At 53.6% G+C, this 16,955-nt stretch carries 15 protein-coding genes; 8 read left to right on the forward strand and 7 right to left on the reverse strand.

The window, feature by feature from the left end; translation table 11 throughout:
- Nucleotide 1: 1 nt before the first annotated feature.
- The 4 genes from ACWAU4_RS10785 to cmoA form a co-directional block, all read right to left on the reverse strand.
- Entirely contained in the window at nt 2-1,507 is a 1,506-nt protein-coding gene (locus ACWAU4_RS10785) for an inactive transglutaminase family protein (protein WP_028779244.1), read from the reverse strand.
- Nucleotides 1,508-1,515: 8 nt separating this feature from the next.
- Nucleotides 1,516-2,280, reverse strand: a complete 765-nt coding sequence (locus ACWAU4_RS10790; protein ID WP_123116292.1) for an ATP-dependent zinc protease family protein — start codon at nt 2,278-2,280, stop codon at nt 1,516-1,518.
- Between the two features lie 63 nt (nt 2,281-2,343).
- On the reverse strand, nt 2,344-3,312 hold the full coding sequence (cmoB, locus tag ACWAU4_RS10795) for a tRNA 5-methoxyuridine(34)/uridine 5-oxyacetic acid(34) synthase CmoB (protein ID WP_096141736.1): 969 nt from the start codon (nt 3,310-3,312) through the stop codon (nt 2,344-2,346).
- A complete protein-coding gene (gene cmoA, locus ACWAU4_RS10800) occupies nt 3,309-4,040 on the reverse strand; it encodes a carboxy-S-adenosyl-L-methionine synthase CmoA (protein WP_167716271.1) in 732 nt (243 codons plus the stop codon). The genes cmoB and cmoA overlap by 4 nt, the downstream gene beginning before the upstream one ends.
- 147 nt (nt 4,041-4,187) lie before the next feature.
- Between cmoA and ACWAU4_RS10805 the strand changes: the two genes are divergently transcribed.
- The 6 genes from ACWAU4_RS10805 (at nt 4,188) to ruvB (ending at nt 12,014) form a co-directional block, all read left to right on the forward strand.
- Complete coding sequence (locus ACWAU4_RS10805) at nt 4,188-7,004, forward strand: diguanylate cyclase domain-containing protein (protein WP_243756858.1); 2,817 nt, start codon at nt 4,188-4,190, stop codon at nt 7,002-7,004.
- Nucleotides 7,005-7,192: 188 nt separating this feature from the next.
- On the forward strand, nt 7,193-8,974 hold the full coding sequence (gene aspS / locus ACWAU4_RS10810) for an aspartate--tRNA ligase (RefSeq protein ID WP_025889779.1): 1,782 nt from the start codon (nt 7,193-7,195) through the stop codon (nt 8,972-8,974).
- 106 nt (nt 8,975-9,080) lie between these two features.
- On the forward strand, nt 9,081-9,827 hold the full coding sequence (locus ACWAU4_RS10815; protein WP_025009691.1) for a YebC/PmpR family DNA-binding transcriptional regulator: 747 nt from the start codon (nt 9,081-9,083) through the stop codon (nt 9,825-9,827).
- An 11-nt stretch (nt 9,828-9,838) separates the two neighbouring features.
- The gene (gene ruvC / locus ACWAU4_RS10820; RefSeq protein WP_025009692.1) at nt 9,839-10,360 is read left to right on the forward strand and encodes a crossover junction endodeoxyribonuclease RuvC; all 522 of its coding nucleotides are present in this window, start codon (nt 9,839-9,841) and stop codon (nt 10,358-10,360) included.
- The gene (gene ruvA, locus ACWAU4_RS10825; protein WP_025009693.1) at nt 10,357-10,974 is read left to right on the forward strand and encodes a Holliday junction branch migration protein RuvA; all 618 of its coding nucleotides are present in this window, start codon (nt 10,357-10,359) and stop codon (nt 10,972-10,974) included. The genes ruvC and ruvA overlap by 4 nt, the downstream gene beginning before the upstream one ends.
- Before the next feature lie 35 nt (nt 10,975-11,009).
- Nucleotides 11,010-12,014 (forward strand): Holliday junction branch migration DNA helicase RuvB, encoded by a 1,005-nt coding sequence (gene ruvB / locus ACWAU4_RS10830; protein ID WP_096141738.1) that lies wholly within the window; start codon nt 11,010-11,012, stop codon nt 12,012-12,014.
- Between the two features lie 97 nt (nt 12,015-12,111).
- Here ruvB and ACWAU4_RS10835 read toward each other — a convergent pair whose 3' ends face one another.
- The 3 genes from ACWAU4_RS10835 to ACWAU4_RS10845 all read right to left on the reverse strand — a co-directional run bounded on the left by ACWAU4_RS10835 (nt 12,112) and on the right by ACWAU4_RS10845 (nt 13,970).
- Nucleotides 12,112-12,897: an alpha/beta fold hydrolase gene (locus ACWAU4_RS10835; RefSeq protein ID WP_208125989.1), complete on the reverse strand. Its 786-nt coding sequence runs from the start codon at nt 12,895-12,897 to the stop codon at nt 12,112-12,114.
- A gap of 95 nt (nt 12,898-12,992) precedes the next feature.
- A complete protein-coding gene (locus ACWAU4_RS10840; protein WP_025009695.1) occupies nt 12,993-13,481 on the reverse strand; it encodes a LabA-like NYN domain-containing protein in 489 nt (162 codons plus the stop codon).
- A gap of 54 nt (nt 13,482-13,535) precedes the next feature.
- Nucleotides 13,536-13,970, reverse strand: a complete 435-nt coding sequence (locus ACWAU4_RS10845; RefSeq protein ID WP_025009696.1) for a GNAT family N-acetyltransferase — start codon at nt 13,968-13,970, stop codon at nt 13,536-13,538.
- 580 nt (nt 13,971-14,550) lie between these two features.
- Between ACWAU4_RS10845 and ACWAU4_RS10850 the strand changes: the two genes are divergently transcribed.
- Together ACWAU4_RS10850 and ACWAU4_RS10855 are read left to right on the forward strand one after the other, a co-directional pair.
- Nucleotides 14,551-14,700 carry a hypothetical protein gene (locus ACWAU4_RS10850; protein ID WP_156019740.1) on the forward strand — a complete coding sequence of 50 codons (150 nt, stop codon included), beginning with the start codon at nt 14,551-14,553 and terminating at the stop codon, nt 14,698-14,700.
- A gap of 34 nt (nt 14,701-14,734) precedes the next feature.
- On the forward strand, nt 14,735-16,954 hold the full coding sequence (locus ACWAU4_RS10855) for a GGDEF/EAL domain-containing response regulator (protein WP_208125991.1): 2,220 nt from the start codon (nt 14,735-14,737) through the stop codon (nt 16,952-16,954).
- The last annotated feature ends 1 nt before the right edge of the window (nt 16,955 follow it).

The following is a 16,955-nucleotide window of genomic DNA, read 5'->3' on the forward strand; positions in this document are numbered from 1 at the left end:
CTTATTCTCCTGCCAGTGGCTTGAAGCGCTTGAGCTCCAGCAGTCGATAACCCGTGTACTGACCCATCAGCAGCACCAGCGCCAGGATCACCAAATGGATACCCAGGAAGTTGAACACCCAGTGCTGTACCCAAGTGGCGCTCATGGCCAGATAAGCCAGAGTGGCTACCAGGAGTGAACCGCCACCTTGCACCATCACCTCTTTGGCGCCTTCCTCTTCCCAAAGGATCGACATACGTTCAATGGTCCAGGCGAGAATGATCATCGGGAAGAAGGTGATAGTCAGGCCTTCACTGAGCCCAAACTTGTACGACAGCAGGGTAAACAGGCCTATGATGCCTATCACCACTATGATCACCGCCGATATTCGCGAAATCAGCAACAGGTTCAGATGCGATAGATAGGAGCGGATCATCAAGCCAAAGGCCACAATCAGCAGGAAACCTATCAGGCCGGTCAGCAGTGTGGTTTGGATAAAGGCCAGGGCGATAAGTACAGGCATGAAGGTACCTGAAGTCTTTATTCCTATGATAACCCTAAGGAATACTACCATCAGCACCCCGATAGGGATCAGCAAAATACCCTTGAACAGGCTCTGTTCTTCCAGCGGCAGTTGATAGAGGGAAAAGTCGATGGCGTTGTTTTTGGCCATCATGTCTATGGAAGTCGCCAGGGCTGAACGTGTGTCTTTCAGCATGGAGAAGTTGACCTGGGAGTTGCTGCCACCCAGTACGTCCAATACCGATTTACCGCTGCGCTCCCACAGCACCATGTTTTCCGGACGGCCCTCTGTGCCTTTGACCAGATCGAACAGGTGCCATTTACCGTCCTGATAGACTTCGACAAAGGGAGAAAGCTGCTGCCGACGGCGCTGATCTTCCAGATACAGACCATTGACTTCCTGAGTTGGAATACCGCGGCTATTGAGCATATGGACAAACAGCTTGGTGGGTGAGTTGGCCGACAGCAGCAGCTCTATGTTCTGACTGCGATCACGGCCGGCAATGGCGCGCATGATCTCACGGGCAAAAGAGAGGTTACCGGCACTGCGAGCCCAGGCTTCGTCCATCACCTGCTCGGCGGCGGCTTTCTCGGTCGCAGACCAGATATAAGGTGCAGGCGGCAGGGGTTCTTCCTGAGCCTTGAGTATTTCACGGCCAGTGGGGATCAGGGTGACCTTGTAGTAGAGGTCCTGTTGACCATTGGCTTGACGAATCGACCAAAGCGCGCGGCGGCCCTGTTCATTGTTGCTGATAGTCAGGCCATAACCCGGGGAGGTGGCATTTTCCATCAAGACTTCAAATGCCGGATCCTGTGGCAGGGAGAAAGAGACTTCTGCCGGGCCACCCGTACCCTGAAAACTGACTTTGGCATCGACAGCCCAACTTTGTACCTGCTCACCGGGCAGGAAGGGCACATTGTGTTCAATACCACGATAAATACTGGCGCTGAGCCCAACAATAAACAGCAGAGCTACCACCAGGTAGAAAGGTTTCCGTGAATGCATTACCGCTCCTATTTATGGCTCGAAATCACTAAGTCTTTGGCTTTGCCGTGCAGGTAAGCTTGGCCTACGTCGACAACGGCTATGTCTTTCATAAACTTGCGGCCGAGCAGCAAAGGATATTCGAGGTGACTGCGGTCGGTAAGGTTAAGATCGGTTTCGGCGGCATATTTGCCTATTTTGAGGTGGGCGTGGATCACCGGACGGCGATCGTCTTTTTCATCGGCGTCTTGCTTGATACGGACAAAACGTACCACCTTGGATTCGAAAGTTTTTCCCGGCGCATCCGCGCCATTGATCATCACATCGAATCTAACCCACTGGGCGCCGTCACGCTCAAACAGAATAATGTTGCGGGCATCGAGTGAAGAGGATTCTGCGCCGGTATCGATACGGGTATCGAAACTGGCATTCAGCTCATCGATAAAGACGCTCTCGACTTCACCGAGAATATATTTGTCGCCAATAGGTGAAGCTTCGCAGGGCGCAGGCACCTGTACTTCCTTGATGGTTTCCTTCGGGGGCTGCTGCAGTTTCTTCATCTGCTGTTGTAAACTCTGAAGCTGAGTATTCAGGGCATCCAGATGCTGTTGCTGTTGATTCTGAGCCTGAGCTATCACATTGACTATGCTGGCTTCCTGAGAGGCGAGGTTGGACTGCAAGGTCTGGGCGTCGACCGGCACCGGGGTATTTGCCACTTCCTGAGTGCTGGCGCAGCCGCCGGCAAGTGTTGCCATGGAGGCCATGACGGCGATTGAAATCGTCTGTTTCAACATAGTGCTTCCTGTATTCTGTTTTCCAGATTGCGTCACTTTTATATAGGGTTCGGTGAACTCGACTTACTTAATCGCGATAAAGGTTGCCCGTTTGGGGGCGGGGTAACCTTCCACTGTCAAATTGATGTCGGTCGGATCGAGGTAATCCACCAGAGATTCGTTGCGCATCCAAGGCGTGGAGCGTTGCTCGGCCAGTGAAGTGACGTCAAGATCAACACAGCGAACCTCACGAAAATCGCACTTCTCAAGCCAGAGTTGCAACGCGGCAACGGACGGAATAAACCATACATTATTCATCTTTCCATATCTATCCCGTGGCAGCAGTACGGCATTTTCATCACCTTCTATGACCAAAGTCTCCAACACGAGTTCACCTCCGGTTCGCAATTGATCACGCAACTGCAACAAGTGGTCAATTGGTGAGCGCCTGTGGTACAGCACCCCCATGGAGAACACAGTATCGAAGGCGTCCAGTGGCGGCAGCTCTTCTATACCCAAAGGCAGCAGGTGCACCGGCGGAGTCCCGCCGGCCAGGCGTTTGACCGCTTCAAACTGACATAAAAACAGTGAAGAGGGGTCGACACCAATCACCATTTTGGCGCCTTCACCATACATGCGCCACATGTGATAGCCGCTGCCGCAACCCACGTCCAGCACGGTTCTGCCTGCCAGAGGGCTGATATGGGGCGCGACCCGCTCCCACTTCCAATCGGAGCGCCACTCGGTATCGATATGAATGCCATGGATATGAAATGGCCCCTTGCGCCAGGGATGCAGCAACTGCAGTAGGTTTTCCAGTTTTTCCCGCTGCCCCGTTGCCAGTTGCTCCCCGGAACCTATGGTGACACTGTCTTTGAAATCCAGGCTGTCGGGGCTGGGGTAATTGAGCTTGGCGAGCACCTTCTCCCACTTGGGCAGGGCACCGTGCTTGTGCTCTCTTTGCCAGTCGCCGAGTTTGGCCGGCAGTGTTTCCAACCAATGCTGCAGATTGGAGTCGGCAATCTGTTGATAGAAATTACTGAAACTGATCACTTGATAGCTACCATGGATGTGAAATTGAAGCACTGGAACCAGACACCGTAATGGGCAAAACCGGCCTGGGATAATCTGTTGTAGTGATTGTTGAGTTGATCGGGTTTCATCACGTTTTCCAGTGCGCTGCGCTTTTGGCTGATCTCCAACTCGCTATAGCCATTGGCGCGTTTGAAATCCAGATGATGTTCATCCAGTACTTGCTGGATAACCTCATCGCCGAAGCGGATTTTTTCCGACAGCACCAAGGCGCCACCGGGTCTTAAGCCGGCATATATTTTCTGGATCAGGGTATCGCGATCCTCGGGCGGCAGAAACTGTAAAGTAAAGTTGAGCACCACCAAGGAGGCGTCTTCGATGACGATATCACGAATATCACCACAAATAAGCTGCACCTGGGTATCGCTGACATAAGCATTGAGATACTCCTGACAGCGCTCGGTCATCGCCGGCGAGTTGTCGACGGCGATAATCTCGCAACCTTTGCCTTCAATGCGCCTACGAATACTTAAAGTTGCCGCGCCAAGAGAACACCCTAAATCATAGACTTTACTGTCTTGTGTCACAAAGCGCTCGGCGAAGTCGCCAATGGTGTTGATGATCTGGCCGTAACCCGGCACAGAGCGGCGGATCATATCGCTGAATACGCCGGCTACCCTGTCATCAAAAGCAAAGTCTGAGACCTGACCGCAGTCAGTCGCATATATGGTGTCTTGAGAAGTGTTCATCTGAAATCTTGTGCGGGAAAATCAGTGACGTATTTTACCGAATCCCGCGTGAAAGCAGCAAGTGCGCTCTGGTAATTGACGCAAATTTTTTGTCTAATAGTGCAGGAATAACAAAATAATTACATCGCCTTACCAGGAAATAAGCACTTGAAATCGCTGACCTCTCTTTTGAGTCTATTGTGTGTGCTCGTATGTCTGCCGCTGGATGCGGCCACTCAAGTCCAGTCCCCCGCCAAACCACTCGTCATAGTGATGGGGGAGGATAGTTATCCCTACCAATTTGTTGATGATGCCGGCCAGCCACAGGGGATCCTGGTTGATCTCTGGCAGGAATGGAGCCGGGTCAATCAAAGACCCATCACACTAGTGGCGCGGCACTGGAACGATTCCCTGAAGCAGCTCAAAGAAGGCAAGGCGGATGTACATCTGGCGTTAGCGCTGACCCCAGAGCGCGAGGCCGAATTTGAATTTGCCAAGCCCATCAGTCGTATTGACACCTACCTCTATCTGCACTCTGAACTGAGGCACAAGGACAGTTTTGAGAAGCTGCTGCCGTATCGGATAGGGATAGTCAAAGGCTCGTCCCACGAATCGGATCTTAAGGCTCAGGAGTCCGGCCTGTCATTTGCCTTATACCCAGGTCGCGACGCATTGCTCAAGGCGGTATCCCGCGGAGAAATCAAGGTGTTTGCCGGCATGGAAGGGTATCTTCGTGACCGGCAATTGGCCCGCAGTATTGCCCAGCAATATCCCACAGCCAACCGGATGCTGATAAAGCATTCGCCGGTGGCGCCGGCTGTCGCCAAAGGCAGGCAGGCCTTGGTGGCTGAAATCAATAATGGCTTTGCCCAGATCACTCCTGAGTTTATCGTCCAGACCCAGAGGCGCTGGTTGGGGTATCGTGCCGATCAGCATGGGATCACGGTTGCCATGCCACTGAATATGGAGCCGTTTTCCGATCTTGGCCCGGATGGCTTACCCCATGGCCTGTATGTGGATATCTGGCACAAATGGTCCGCCAAAACCGGGGTGCCGGTGGAGTTTGTTGCCGGTAGCATGAACAGCACTCTGGAGCAGGTCAAGCAGGGGATTGTCGATGCCCATATAGGCTATCCGGAAAGTGACGATCTCAGCTCTGGACTCAAGCGTGCCTGGCACTTACACACCCAAAGCAGCCGTCTGTTTCTCAAAGGCCAGATGGAGAGTCCGCTGGCGCTATTGGACGGCAAACGCTTGGGGATTTTCCCGTCATCGCCTTATATCACAGAGCTGAAACAGGTCTTACCCAAGGTACAGCTCAAGTATTTCGACTCTCTCGATGCCATGGTCAATGCCGCCGACCGGGGCGATATCTCAGGCTTCGTCTCGCCCTCGGCCTGGACTCAGCATTATCTGTTGACTCATGGACTCTGGGCCGGTTACCAGCAAGCAAAAGCCTTGCAGTTCAGCTCAGATATCTATGTGTTGACCCGCCGCCAGGACGATGGCCTGACCCAAAGGCTGATCGCCGGCTTTAATCTGTTGACCCGCGAGGAGTTGGCGGCGCTGGAAAACAAATGGATGCTCAATAGTGACGATCATGTTTACAGCAGGGATCAGAGTCGGCTGCCATTGACCCAGGCAGAGCTGGGCTATCTTGAAAGCTTGCCCGAGCTTAAAGTAGGTTACCTCAAGGATTGGCCCCCCTTTGAATTCAAGGATGAGCAGGGACAGTTTGCCGGAATTAATGCCGACGTGATGACGAGGGTGGCGCAGCAGTTGGGGCTTAAACTGCTGCCCGTGGCTTTCGATGAGTGGCGCGATCTCCTCAAGGCGCTTGGCAGCGGCGAAGTGGTGATGGCCGCCAGTCTGGCGGCGAGGGATGAGCAACATGTTGCGCTGGCTTTTTCCGACGGTTATTGGCCATCGCCCTGGGCCATGGTTTCCACCGTGGATCATCTGAATCTTTATAGCCTGGGACAACTCAATGGCCAGCGGGTGGCGATTGTTGAAGGTTATCAGTTGGCCGGTGAGCTTATGGCCAAGAGCCAGGGCATAAGCCCAGTGTTGGTGCCCGGCATGCGCGAAGGGTTGGAAGCCGTCAACCTGGGAAGGGCGGATCTCTTTATTGATAAAGTGGTATCGCTGGCCTCGGCCCTTTCTACCGGGCAATATCCGGCGCTGAAGATGAACCTGATAACCGATATGGCCGATCAAAAGAGCCATATTGGCGTCACGCCCGGCTATAAGCCTTTGGTGCCTTTGATTAACCGGGTAATAAGCGGTATAGATGACAGCCAACGGCAAAGGATCCATGAAAAATGGGTTGGCACTGTGATTACCGACAAGAGCCAACAATACAAGGAATGGTTGGGCTATTTTCTGCTGGCACTCTTGATTGCGCTGTTTATTGTACTGCTGGTGTTGCAGCTCAATCGGCGCCTCAGCCGGGAAATGAGCTTAAGGCGTGAGGCCGAGCTCAAGATGAAGCATCTTGCCAATCACGATCCGCTCACCGGCTTACCCAACAGGGCACTGCTCGATGACAGGCTGGAGCAGGCGTTTTTGCAACATGCCAGAGAGCAGGAGCGTTTTGCGGTGCTGTTTTTGGATGTCGATGGCTTCAAAGCCATAAACGACACCTATGGTCACGAGGTGGGTGACAGAATGTTGGTGCAGGTCACTCAGCGCCTGGCAGCCGTGATCCGTAAATCTGATACTCTGGTGCGCTTTGGCGGTGACGAGTTTGTGGTGATACTCAATCGAATTCAGGATTTCGATGCCGTCTGTCAGGTGGCGGATAACTTGATCCAATCGCTTGCCGGACCACTCAAGTGGCAAAACATCAGTGTGCAGCTGTCACTCAGTGTCGGGATCAGCGTGTATCCGGTGGACGGCGACAACGCCATCGAACTGCTCAAACGGGCCGACCAACTCATGTATCGCGCCAAAGAGAGTGGCGGCAGCTGTTATCGCAGTGCCTGATTGTTGTTATTTTGAACGCTCGTGCCTTGACCTTGGTTCAGCCACTGGTCAAAGGGAGCAAACTGTTTGATACTTCACCGTCTGAAAGTGAAGTACTTTGGTAAGTGGCAGATATTCTCTATAATGCCGCTCTTATCGTGTTGAATCGTTCCAGAGCTCAGCAGGCCGGAATAAAGGATATAAAGCAGATGCGCAGTCATTATTGTGGGGACGTAAACAAGTCCCACGTTGGACAAGAAGTGACCCTGGTGGGTTGGGTGAACCGTAGCCGCGACTTGGGTGGTGTGGTGTTTTTGGATCTCCGGGATCGTGAAGGACTGATCCAGGTAGTATATGACCCGGACTTGCCTGAGGTTTTCGATGTCGCCAGCACACTGCGCAGCGAATTCTGTGTTCAGGTTAAAGGTGTGGTCAGAGCCCGTCCCGACAGCCAGGTCAACGCTCATATGCGTACCGGCGAAATCGAGGTGCTGGGTAAGGAACTGACCATAATCAACGCCGCCGACCCACTGCCGCTGAGTATGGATAACTTTCAGAACAACAGCGAAGAGCAGCGTCTCAAGTATCGCTATCTGGACCTGCGTCGTCCGGAAATGGCCCAGCGACTGATTTTCCGCGCCAAGGTCACCAGTGCTGTGCGTCGTTTTATGGACAGCAATGGTTTTTTGGATATCGAAACCCCCATTCTGACCAAGGCCACGCCGGAAGGCGCCCGTGACTATCTGGTGCCAAGCCGCACTTACAAGGGGCAGTTCTTCGCCTTGCCTCAGTCGCCTCAGCTGTTCAAACAGCTGTTGATGATGTCAGGTTTCGACCGTTACTACCAAATCGTCAAATGCTTCCGTGACGAAGACTTGCGCGCCGACCGTCAGCCTGAATTTACCCAGATTGATATCGAAACCTCTTTCATGAGCTCTGAGCAGGTGATGCAAAAGACCGAGGAGATGGTGCGCGGTCTGTTCCTCGAATTGCTCAACGTGGACCTGGGTGAATTCCCAACCATGACCTATGCCGAAGCCATGCGCCGTTTCGGTTCCGACAAGCCGGATCTGCGTAACCCACTGGAACTGGTGGACGTGGCCGATCTGGTCAAGGATGTTGAGTTTGCGGTATTCAACGGCCCGGCCAACGATATTGAAGGCCGAGTGGCGGTTATCCGGGTGCCGGGTGGCGCCGAGCTGTCCCGTAAGCAGATAGACGACTACACCAAGTATGTTGGTATCTATGGCGCTCGCGGTCTGGCCTGGATGAAGGTCAACGACCTGGCCGCCGGCATGGAAGGTATTCAGTCACCTGTGCTCAAGTTCCTCAATGAAGATATCGTCAAGGCGCTGCTGGAACGCACCGGCGCGCAAAGCGGTGATATCATTCTGTTTGGTGCCGACAAGGCCAACGTGGTTGCCGAAGCCATGGGCGCGCTGCGTCTGAAACTGGGTGAAGATTTCAACCTGCTCAAGGGCGAGTGGGCGCCGCTGTGGGTTGTTGACTTCCCTATGTTTGAAAAGGCAGATGGTCGCTTGTACGCAGTGCACCATCCGTTTACCGCGCCAAGGGGCGTGACTCCGGCTGAGCTGGAAGCCAACCCGGCCGAGACGGTATCCGACGCCTATGATATGGTACTCAACGGTACCGAACTCGGCGGCGGTTCTGTGCGTATCCACAACCAGGAGATGCAGGCCACCGTATTCCGTATTCTCGGGATCACAGATGAAGAAGCCAAAGAAAAATTCGGCTTCCTGCTGGAAGCACTGCGCTACGGCACACCACCGCACGCAGGTTTGGCCTTCGGTCTCGACCGTCTGGTAATGCTGATGACAGGCGCCAGCTCGATTCGTGACGTGATGGCATTCCCGAAAACCACTACCGCAGCCTGCCCGTTGACCAATGCACCGGGTGAGGCCAATCCACAACAACTGGTGGAATTGGGTATCAAGGTTGCTGAAAAGGCGGCCGACAAAGCTGAAGTCTGAAGGACTGAGCTTGAAGTCATAAAAGTGTGAATCAAACCGGGGCATAAGCCTCGGTCTGTTTTTTTACCGGTTTGAATTTAAACCGGTATTGAGAGGAGATATACCTATGGCAGGTCATAGTAAATGGGCCAACATCAAACACCGCAAGGCAGCTCAGGATGCCAAGCGCGGTAAACTGTTCACCAAACTTATCCGCGAGCTGACAGTATCGGCCCGCGAAGGTGGCTCAGATCCGGATTCCAACCCCCGTTTACGTGCCGCTATCGACAAAGCGCTGTCCAACAACATGACCCGTGACACAGTCGAACGTGCGGTTAAGCGCGGTGCCGGTGAACTCGACGGCCAGTCGCTGGAAACCGTGGTTTATGAAGGCTATGGCCCGGGCGGCACCGCCGTTATGGTCGAGTGTATGACAGACAACCGCAACCGCACTGTGACCGGCGTACGTAACGCCTTCAATAAGTCCGGCGGCAACCTGGGGACAGATGGCTCAGTGGCTTATCTATTCACCAAGCAGGGCGTTATCAGCTACGAAGAGGGCGTTGATGAAGATGCCATCATGGAAGCCGCACTGGAAGCCGGCGCCGAGGATGTGGTCAGCAATGATGACGGCTCTGTGGATGTTTACACAGCACCTGCCGATTTCGGTGCGGTGAAAGATGCGCTGGATGCCATTGGGGTTGAAGCGGTGAATGCTGAAGTGACCATGGTGCCATCGACCAAGGCCGATCTGGATGAAGATACCGCCGCCAAGTTCCTGCGTCTTATCGACACGCTGGAAGATCACGACGACGTTCAGGAAGTCTATCACAACGCGGAAATTGCCGATGATGTGATGGAACGCCTCGGCTGATAAGGCGGACTATGGCGATTATTTTGGGTGTCGACCCTGGCTCGCGGATCACTGGCTACGGCGTGATCCAGTGTCAGGGAAGGCACCAGATTTACCTCGGCAGCGGTTGCATTCGCACCAGCTGCGAGGATCTTCCCTCCCGTCTCAAACAGATATTCGACGGCCTGTCGGAGATTATCCGCCAATATCAGCCGGAGCAGTTTGCCATTGAGAAAGTGTTCCTGGCCAAAAATGCCGATTCGGCGCTGAAATTGGGCCAGGCCAGAGGCGCGGCCATAGTGGCGGCCACAGTGGCGAATTTACCGGTGGCTGAATACACGGCAACCCAGATAAAGAGCGCCGTGGTCGGGACGGGCAGGGCCCAGAAAACTCAGGTACAACACATGATCCAGCAGTTGCTCAAACTGCCGGCCGCCCCGCAGGCGGATGCGGCAGATGCGCTCGCCGTGGCCGTGTGTCATTATCATACTTGCCAGAGTCTGGTTGCCCTCGGCGGCCGGGCAACGGCCCGCAGCTATGGAAGATACAGATGATAGGGCGTTTACAGGGAATATTGCTGGAAAAGCAAGCTCCGGAAGTGTTGTTGGATGTGCATGGCGTGGGCTATGAACTGCAGATGCCGTTGACCAGCTTTTATGAGCTGCCGGAACTGCAACAGAGCACCACTCTCTATACCCACTTTGTGGTGCGTGAAGATGCTCAGCTGCTGTATGGCTTCATTACCAAGCAGGAAAGAGCCCTGTTCAGGTTACTTATCAAGGCCAATGGGGTCGGCCCCAAGTTGGCGCTGACCATACTATCGGGGCTGACGGCGCAGGAATTTGTCAGTTGTGTCGAGCGCGACGATATCGCCACCTTGGTGAAACTGCCGGGGGTGGGCAAGAAGACCGCCGAGCGTTTATTGGTTGAGATGCGCGACAAGCTCAAGAGCCTGATGGAAGCCTCCAGCGGCAATGAGCGTGAGTTTGTGCTCAAGTCCAACTTTACCCCGGTAGAAGCGCCAAACAGCGCCGAAGAAGATGCCATTGCAGCCTTGCTCTCTTTGGGCTATAAACCCGCCCAGGCCAGCAAAGCGGTTTCCAGCGCCTTTGTTGAAGGCATAGATTCAGAAACCCTGATCAAGGCCGCACTCAAATCCATGCTGTAACATGGAGCGGATAACTGAGGAATGAAGGTAAAGGCATGATAGAGGCCGACAGACTGATCCAACCCCAGAGCTCTCCTCATGAGGAGCTTATCGATCGGGCGATGCGTCCCAAGTTACTGGACGAGTACACAGGTCAGAATGAGGCACGCGCTCAGCTCAAGGTGTTTATTCAAGCCGCCAAAAACCGCCAGGAAGCCTTGGATCACATGCTGATCTACGGCCCGCCGGGGCTTGGCAAGACCACCTTGGCAATGATAGTCGCCAATGAGATGGGGGTGAATATCAAGTCCACCTCGGGGCCTGTGCTGGAAAAAGCCGGCGATCTGGCGGCATTGCTGACCAATCTCGAGCCGGGTGATGTCCTGTTTATCGATGAAATTCATCGTCTCAGCCCAGTGGTGGAAGAAATTCTCTATCCGGCGATGGAAGACTATCAGCTGGATATCATGATAGGCGAGGGCCCGGCGGCCCGCTCCATCAAACTGGACTTACCGCCGTTTACCCTGGTGGGAGCCACCACCCGCGCCGGTGCGCTGACGTCTCCGTTAAGGGCTCGTTTCGGGATCCCGCTGCGACTTGAGTTTTACAATGTGGACGACCTCAGCACCATAGTTGCCCGCTCTGCCAATATGTTGGAACTGCAGATGGACTCTGACGGCGCCAGGGAAATCGCCCGCCGTGCCCGCGGAACCCCGCGGATCGCCAACCGCCTGCTCAGACGGGTGCGTGACTTTGCCGAGGTGAAACACGATGGCCGGATCACCAAGTTGGTGGCCGAGCAAGCGCTGGATATGCTGGATGTGGACGGCGAAGGCTTCGATTACATGGACCGCAAGTTGCTGCTGGCGATCATCGACAAGTTTATGGGGGGCCCTGTGGGTCTCGACAACCTGGCGGCGGCCATAGGCGAAGAACGGGAAACCATAGAAGATGTGCTGGAGCCATTTCTTATCCAGCAAGGTTTTATCCAGCGTACTCCCAGGGGCAGGATAGCCACTGCCAGGGCCTACAGCCATTTCGAGATGATAAAACCCGAATAACGCATCGGCCAAAGTCCTAGGGCAGAATGGGAATAAGACAAAAAAGCGGCAGCTGAAAGGTTGCCGCTTTTTTTGTGATTTTGGAAAAATGCCGAGGCTAGGACAGCAAACTTTTCTTGATAAGCTCGGCCAGGCGCTCGGGCGCTTCCAAAGGCAACATATGGGTGGCGTCTTTCACCACTCTTAGTTGAGCACTCTCAACTAGGTTTGAGGTCTGCTCACTGACCAAGCGAAACAGTGCCCGGGTATCGCTGCCGTGGGCAATTATCAAGGTACAGGTTTGGGGGAGCCTGAAGGCTTTCAAGGCATCTTTTGTGATGGCAGGGCTCTCGGTTTGATTGAGCTGCATCGGCAAAGTATAAGCCAGCGCCAGTTGGGGCTTGCGAATATCCTCGGCCTGGCGGCTAAAGTAGCCGGGCTTACTGCCCGAGCCATCTATCAGGGCTTCAACAGCTGCAGCCAACTCGCCTTTGGCGACCCGTTCAAATATCGGCGCAAACATATTGTTGGCATCTTCCCCCCAGCTTTGCATCACTTGACCTTCGAGTGCCCCAGGGTAACCGGGTTCATAGAGAAATATCCCTGTGGGCATAACAGAATGCTTTAGCAGCAGATTGAGGATCACATCGCTGCCATAAGACCAACCGGCAAGGTACAAAGCCTTCTTCTGCGGTAATTTGTTTATCTGTGTATACAGGTCATCGGCGTGGGTATTGAGGCCGAAACCGCCGTCCGTTTGGCCTGTGAAATGGCGTAAGTTGACAGGGATTATCTCAAACTCATTTTCAAGGTGGGGAAGATGCGGTTGCCACATCTCGGCATTGGCCAGCGCACCATGCACCAAAATCAGATAAGGGCGCTTATCTGAACCACTGTTTTCCATGTTTATTTTCCTTTTTGAACTTGGCTTTGCTAACCGGTGTAAACCACGCCGGCCAAGCAATAGAGCAGATACTGGATTGCAGACCTTAACCCAGCTCACTGCCCGAGCAATAACTCTCCCTCTATGGGGAAGAATTCGCTGGCAGCATTGATCAGAGCCAACGAAGTTAATTCGGGAACGGCGTAAACCTCAACCCGTTTACCTTTTTGACGTAGTTTTTCGGCCAACAGGGCAAAATCGCCGTCACCGGACAGCAGCACTATGGTGTCCACCACATCTGCATATTCCAGTGCATCTATGGTAATTCCCACATCCCAGTCGCCTTTGGCCGAGCCATCGGCGCGTTGGATAAAGGGTTTGAGTTTCACCTCAAAGCCGATGGCCCGCAGGATATTTTGAAATTCCCGTTGCTTCTTATCGCCCCTGTCTATGGCGTAGGCGAAGGCTTTAACCAGCTGCCGTTGACGGGTGACTTTGGACCAGAGCCGGTTGTAGTCAAGATTGCGCCCGAGCGCTTGCCTGGTTGTGTAGTAGACGTTTTGCACGTCAACCAGGATCAATACTCTGCCTCGCTGCTCACTCATAGCGGGTGTTCCTTCTCTTCAGGGCGCTAACTTTATCGGCAATCTGAGCCACTTTCAGGGTCTGAGGCCTGTCAGCTGCATGCTATATTCTCTGTGGCCTGTGTCGGCGCAGGTTTGTTCGCCAATAATCACAGCTCCCCTGCGTTGGTAAAAATCGACACTGGCCTGGTTGTCGCAGTAAACACTTAAGGTCAGTTGTTCTCTTTGCTGCCTGGCGTGCTCGAGTAAGCGACTGCCAATTCCTAATCCCTGCATCGCAGGTTTAACAAACAAAGCCGCCAGGCTGTTCTCGTAGAGAGAATAAAACCCCAGCACTTCGGCGCCATGCTGGTAGACATAGTTCTCGGCTGCTGGAATATAGACCCGGCGCATATTATCCAGTTGGGATTGCCAAAAATCTGCGGCGATAAAATCGTGTGCATCGATGGAGGCGGTCAACCAGATTTCCAATAGTGGATACATGTCTTCCTTGGCGAATGAACGGATCATATAACTTCCTTGTGGATTATTTTAATTGGTTACGGGATTAGAAGGCTTGCCGCCCCAATTGGCTAGCGGGCTCGGCAAATCCCTATGATGGGGGGCAGAATAGCAAACCGGGCAAGCTAAAAAAATGATAAATGGCTCAAAGCCTTACTTTTATTGCTGTATCCCGTCAGTTGTTGGCAACTGAACCAGTATCGCAGGCAGAAACAGGTGCTAGGCAAAAATTTACACCGTTATTCTGGCAGTTAACCGGCATAAGGAAAGTGCGAATAAGTCCTCATGGCACTCTGGCTTGCACAGCAATTGGCGTTCAAGGCCTCTGACTGAAGGCATGCCGGGGCCTGTCGAAGTCGGATAACGCAGAGAGCCGTTTGCTGTGAAAGCCCCAAAGGGCGTGGCTTACAGACCTGTTTGCTGTGTTGTGCTTCTTGCAAAGGACTAGGGCCATTTGCCGCGAACCACGCCTTGCATCCAGGCCTGTAAGCCGACGCAGAGCACACATGGGACTTGTTTGCACTTTCCCTAAGCCAAAAGTGGATTACACTTTAAATCAGACATAGCGTACTGTATTGAAAAGTACTTGATGCCGAATTGTGTTGCCGCAGCGATTGCGGTAACCATGCTGATTTCATCTGAACTGAGGTTCAGGAGCATAGGTTCAGGAAGTTGGCCGAGGCAAATAGTGCTGAGTACCGGGCAGGGCATAGAGCGCCTGCAGGTTTTGTCCAAGTAATAACGCGGGCAAAGTGACTGAGGGATTAGTGACTATGATCGATGATTTTCTGTTTTCGTCTGAAACATCGCCGGAAGAGCTCCATCAACGCGACAATAAGTGGCGTATTCTGGCGGTGGATGATGATGTCAAATTCCAGAACTCGCTGAGTTTTGCCATCAATAAAATGACCCTGATGGGGCAGCCTCTCGAACTCATACAAGCCTACAGCATGGCCGAGGCGTCCAGTTTGCTTGGTAAAGACGCCGACTTTGCCGTAGTCCTGGTCGATGTGGTAATGGAAACCGAAGATGCCGGTCTCAGGTTAGTCAAGGCGGTGCGGGATCTGCTGGGGATATCCGATACCCGCTTTGTGCTTTTAACCGGCCAGCCGGGAATGGCACCGGCCGAGTCTGTGATGCAAGACTATGATTTGTCTGATTATGTGCTTAAGTCCGATCTCGCCAGCCGCGGCATTCGCAACATACTTACGGGTGCTGTGCGTAATTATCACCAGCTCAAGACCATTTCCTCTGCCCGCCGTGGTTTGCAACTCATTGTCGAGTCCAGCAACCGTTTGCTTGGGCTGCGAACGCTGGCACAGATAGCCTCGGTTACCTTAAGTGAAATCGCCAATCTTATTGATGTGCCGGATGAGGGGCTGGTTTGTGTCAATCGGGGGCGTCATAGCGCAGATGGCTCGGGGCAGGAGATCTTTGAGCCCATGACTATAGCCTGCAGTGGTCGTTTCCGGCAGTATGCCAATCGTGCCCTCAGGGAGTTGCCGGATCCGACCATTCAGTCCATGGTGGAACAGGCGCTCAGGGAAAAACGTTTTGTCAGTACCGATGAGAGCCAGGTGCTGTTTTTCCCGAAATCGGCAGCATTGGCCGAATTTGCCATCTATGTGGCCACAGATCGCACCTTGGACGACACCGAAATGGAGCTGCTAAAGGTGTTTGCCGCCAATGTTTCCAAGGGCTTTGGCAACGTAGCCCTGATAAGCCGGCTCGACAAGATTGCCTACCAGGATGAACTGCTCGGCATCCCCAATCGCAGTGCCTTGCTGCGGGAACTCTCCAGGTTGCAGGCTATGTCCAGCGCAAGTGCGCACAATCTGCTGTTATTGGATTTGGATCATTTCTCCGGCCTCAATAATCTGTTTGGCTCAGTGTTTGGCAATCAGGTGCTGCAGGCGGTAGCCCAGAGGTTACAGGAGGTTTTTCCGCAGCCGACTGTTATTGGACGACTGCATTCAGATCTGTTCGCCGTCATTGGCCATAAGGAGCAGGTCAATATCGACAGGGCGCAGCGGGTGTTCAGTGCGCCATTTGAAATCGATAACAGCCGTCATATTCTCACCGCCTGTATGACAGAAGTCTCTCTGGCCATCAGTGGCCAGGATCCCGCCGAACTGCTGCGCACCGCAGGTACCGGGCTCAGAAATGCCAAATCCCGAGGGCCTGGTAGCATACAGGCGTTTGATCCCGAATTTGAGCATCAGGCGGCACACAGATTCAAGTTGATGCAACGGCTGCATACCGCCATTCAACGCCAGGAGTTTGTACTGCACTTCCAGCCACAGATAGATCTCAAGAGTGGTGAGGTTGTCGGCGTGGAGGCCTTGCTGCGCTGGCAGACCGAAGACGGCATGGTACCTCCGGGCACCTTTATCCCGTTGGCAGAGCAGTCGTCTTACATTCACGGCATAGGCGACATAGTGGTTGCGTTATCCTGTCAGGCAGTGCATGCGCTGGATCAGGCCGGTTTTACCGATATTTTGGTCAGTCTTAATTATTCGGCTCGCCAACTGGATAAACCGGATGTACTCGACAGGCTCAAACAACAATGCCGTCTTGCAGGTGTTGAGCCTAGCCGTCTGTGTTTGGAAGTCACCGAAACCGCCATGATGCAATCGTTCCAGCAAGTTGCGAAAATTCTCCAGCGTCACCGTGCCTGGGGCGGCACAGTTGCGATAGACGATTTCGGTACCGGGCTTTCGTCACTCGAATACCTGCTGCAGTTGCCGGCCGATCACTTGAAGATAGATATGACCTTTGTCGCCAGGCTGGATGAAGATGAGCGCAGCCGTTTTCTGGCGTCGATGATCATTGAGTTGGGGCGGCGATTGAATATTTCTGTGGTTGCCGAGGGGGTTGAGACTCGCAGCCAGGCCAACTGGCTCAGGGATAATGGCTGCCATATCGCTCAAGGGTGGCTGTATGGTAAGGCCATGCCACTGGATGAGCTGTTGTTGTGGCTCAGTAAACGCTGAA

It is taken from the genome of Shewanella sp. FeAMO, assembly GCF_053653955.1.

Excerpts from the sequence above, each read along its gene's own strand:
- ACWAU4_RS10855 (WP_208125991.1), top strand. The coding sequence starts at position 14,735 with ATGATCGATGATTTTCTGTTTTCGTCTGAAACATCGCCGGAAGAGCTC.
- aspS (WP_025889779.1), top strand. The coding sequence starts at position 7,193 with ATGCGCAGTCATTATTGTGGGGACGTAAACAAGTCCCACGTTGGACAA.
- ACWAU4_RS10850 (WP_156019740.1), top strand. The coding sequence starts at position 14,551 with ATGCCGAATTGTGTTGCCGCAGCGATTGCGGTAACCATGCTGATTTCA.
- ACWAU4_RS10790 (WP_123116292.1), bottom strand. The coding sequence starts at position 2,280 with ATGTTGAAACAGACGATTTCAATCGCCGTCATGGCCTCCATGGCAACA.
- ACWAU4_RS10845 (WP_025009696.1), bottom strand. The coding sequence starts at position 13,970 with ATGATCCGTTCATTCGCCAAGGAAGACATGTATCCACTATTGGAAATC.
- ACWAU4_RS10835 (WP_208125989.1), bottom strand. The coding sequence starts at position 12,897 with ATGGAAAACAGTGGTTCAGATAAGCGCCCTTATCTGATTTTGGTGCAT.
- ruvC (WP_025009692.1), top strand. The coding sequence starts at position 9,839 with ATGGCGATTATTTTGGGTGTCGACCCTGGCTCGCGGATCACTGGCTAC.
- ACWAU4_RS10840 (WP_025009695.1), bottom strand. The coding sequence starts at position 13,481 with ATGAGTGAGCAGCGAGGCAGAGTATTGATCCTGGTTGACGTGCAAAAC.
- ACWAU4_RS10785 (WP_028779244.1), bottom strand. The coding sequence starts at position 1,507 with ATGCATTCACGGAAACCTTTCTACCTGGTGGTAGCTCTGCTGTTTATT.
- ruvA (WP_025009693.1), top strand. The coding sequence starts at position 10,357 with ATGATAGGGCGTTTACAGGGAATATTGCTGGAAAAGCAAGCTCCGGAA.
- ACWAU4_RS10815 (WP_025009691.1), top strand. The coding sequence starts at position 9,081 with ATGGCAGGTCATAGTAAATGGGCCAACATCAAACACCGCAAGGCAGCT.
- cmoA (WP_167716271.1), bottom strand. The coding sequence starts at position 4,040 with ATGAACACTTCTCAAGACACCATATATGCGACTGACTGCGGTCAGGTC.
- ruvB (WP_096141738.1), top strand. The coding sequence starts at position 11,010 with ATGATAGAGGCCGACAGACTGATCCAACCCCAGAGCTCTCCTCATGAG.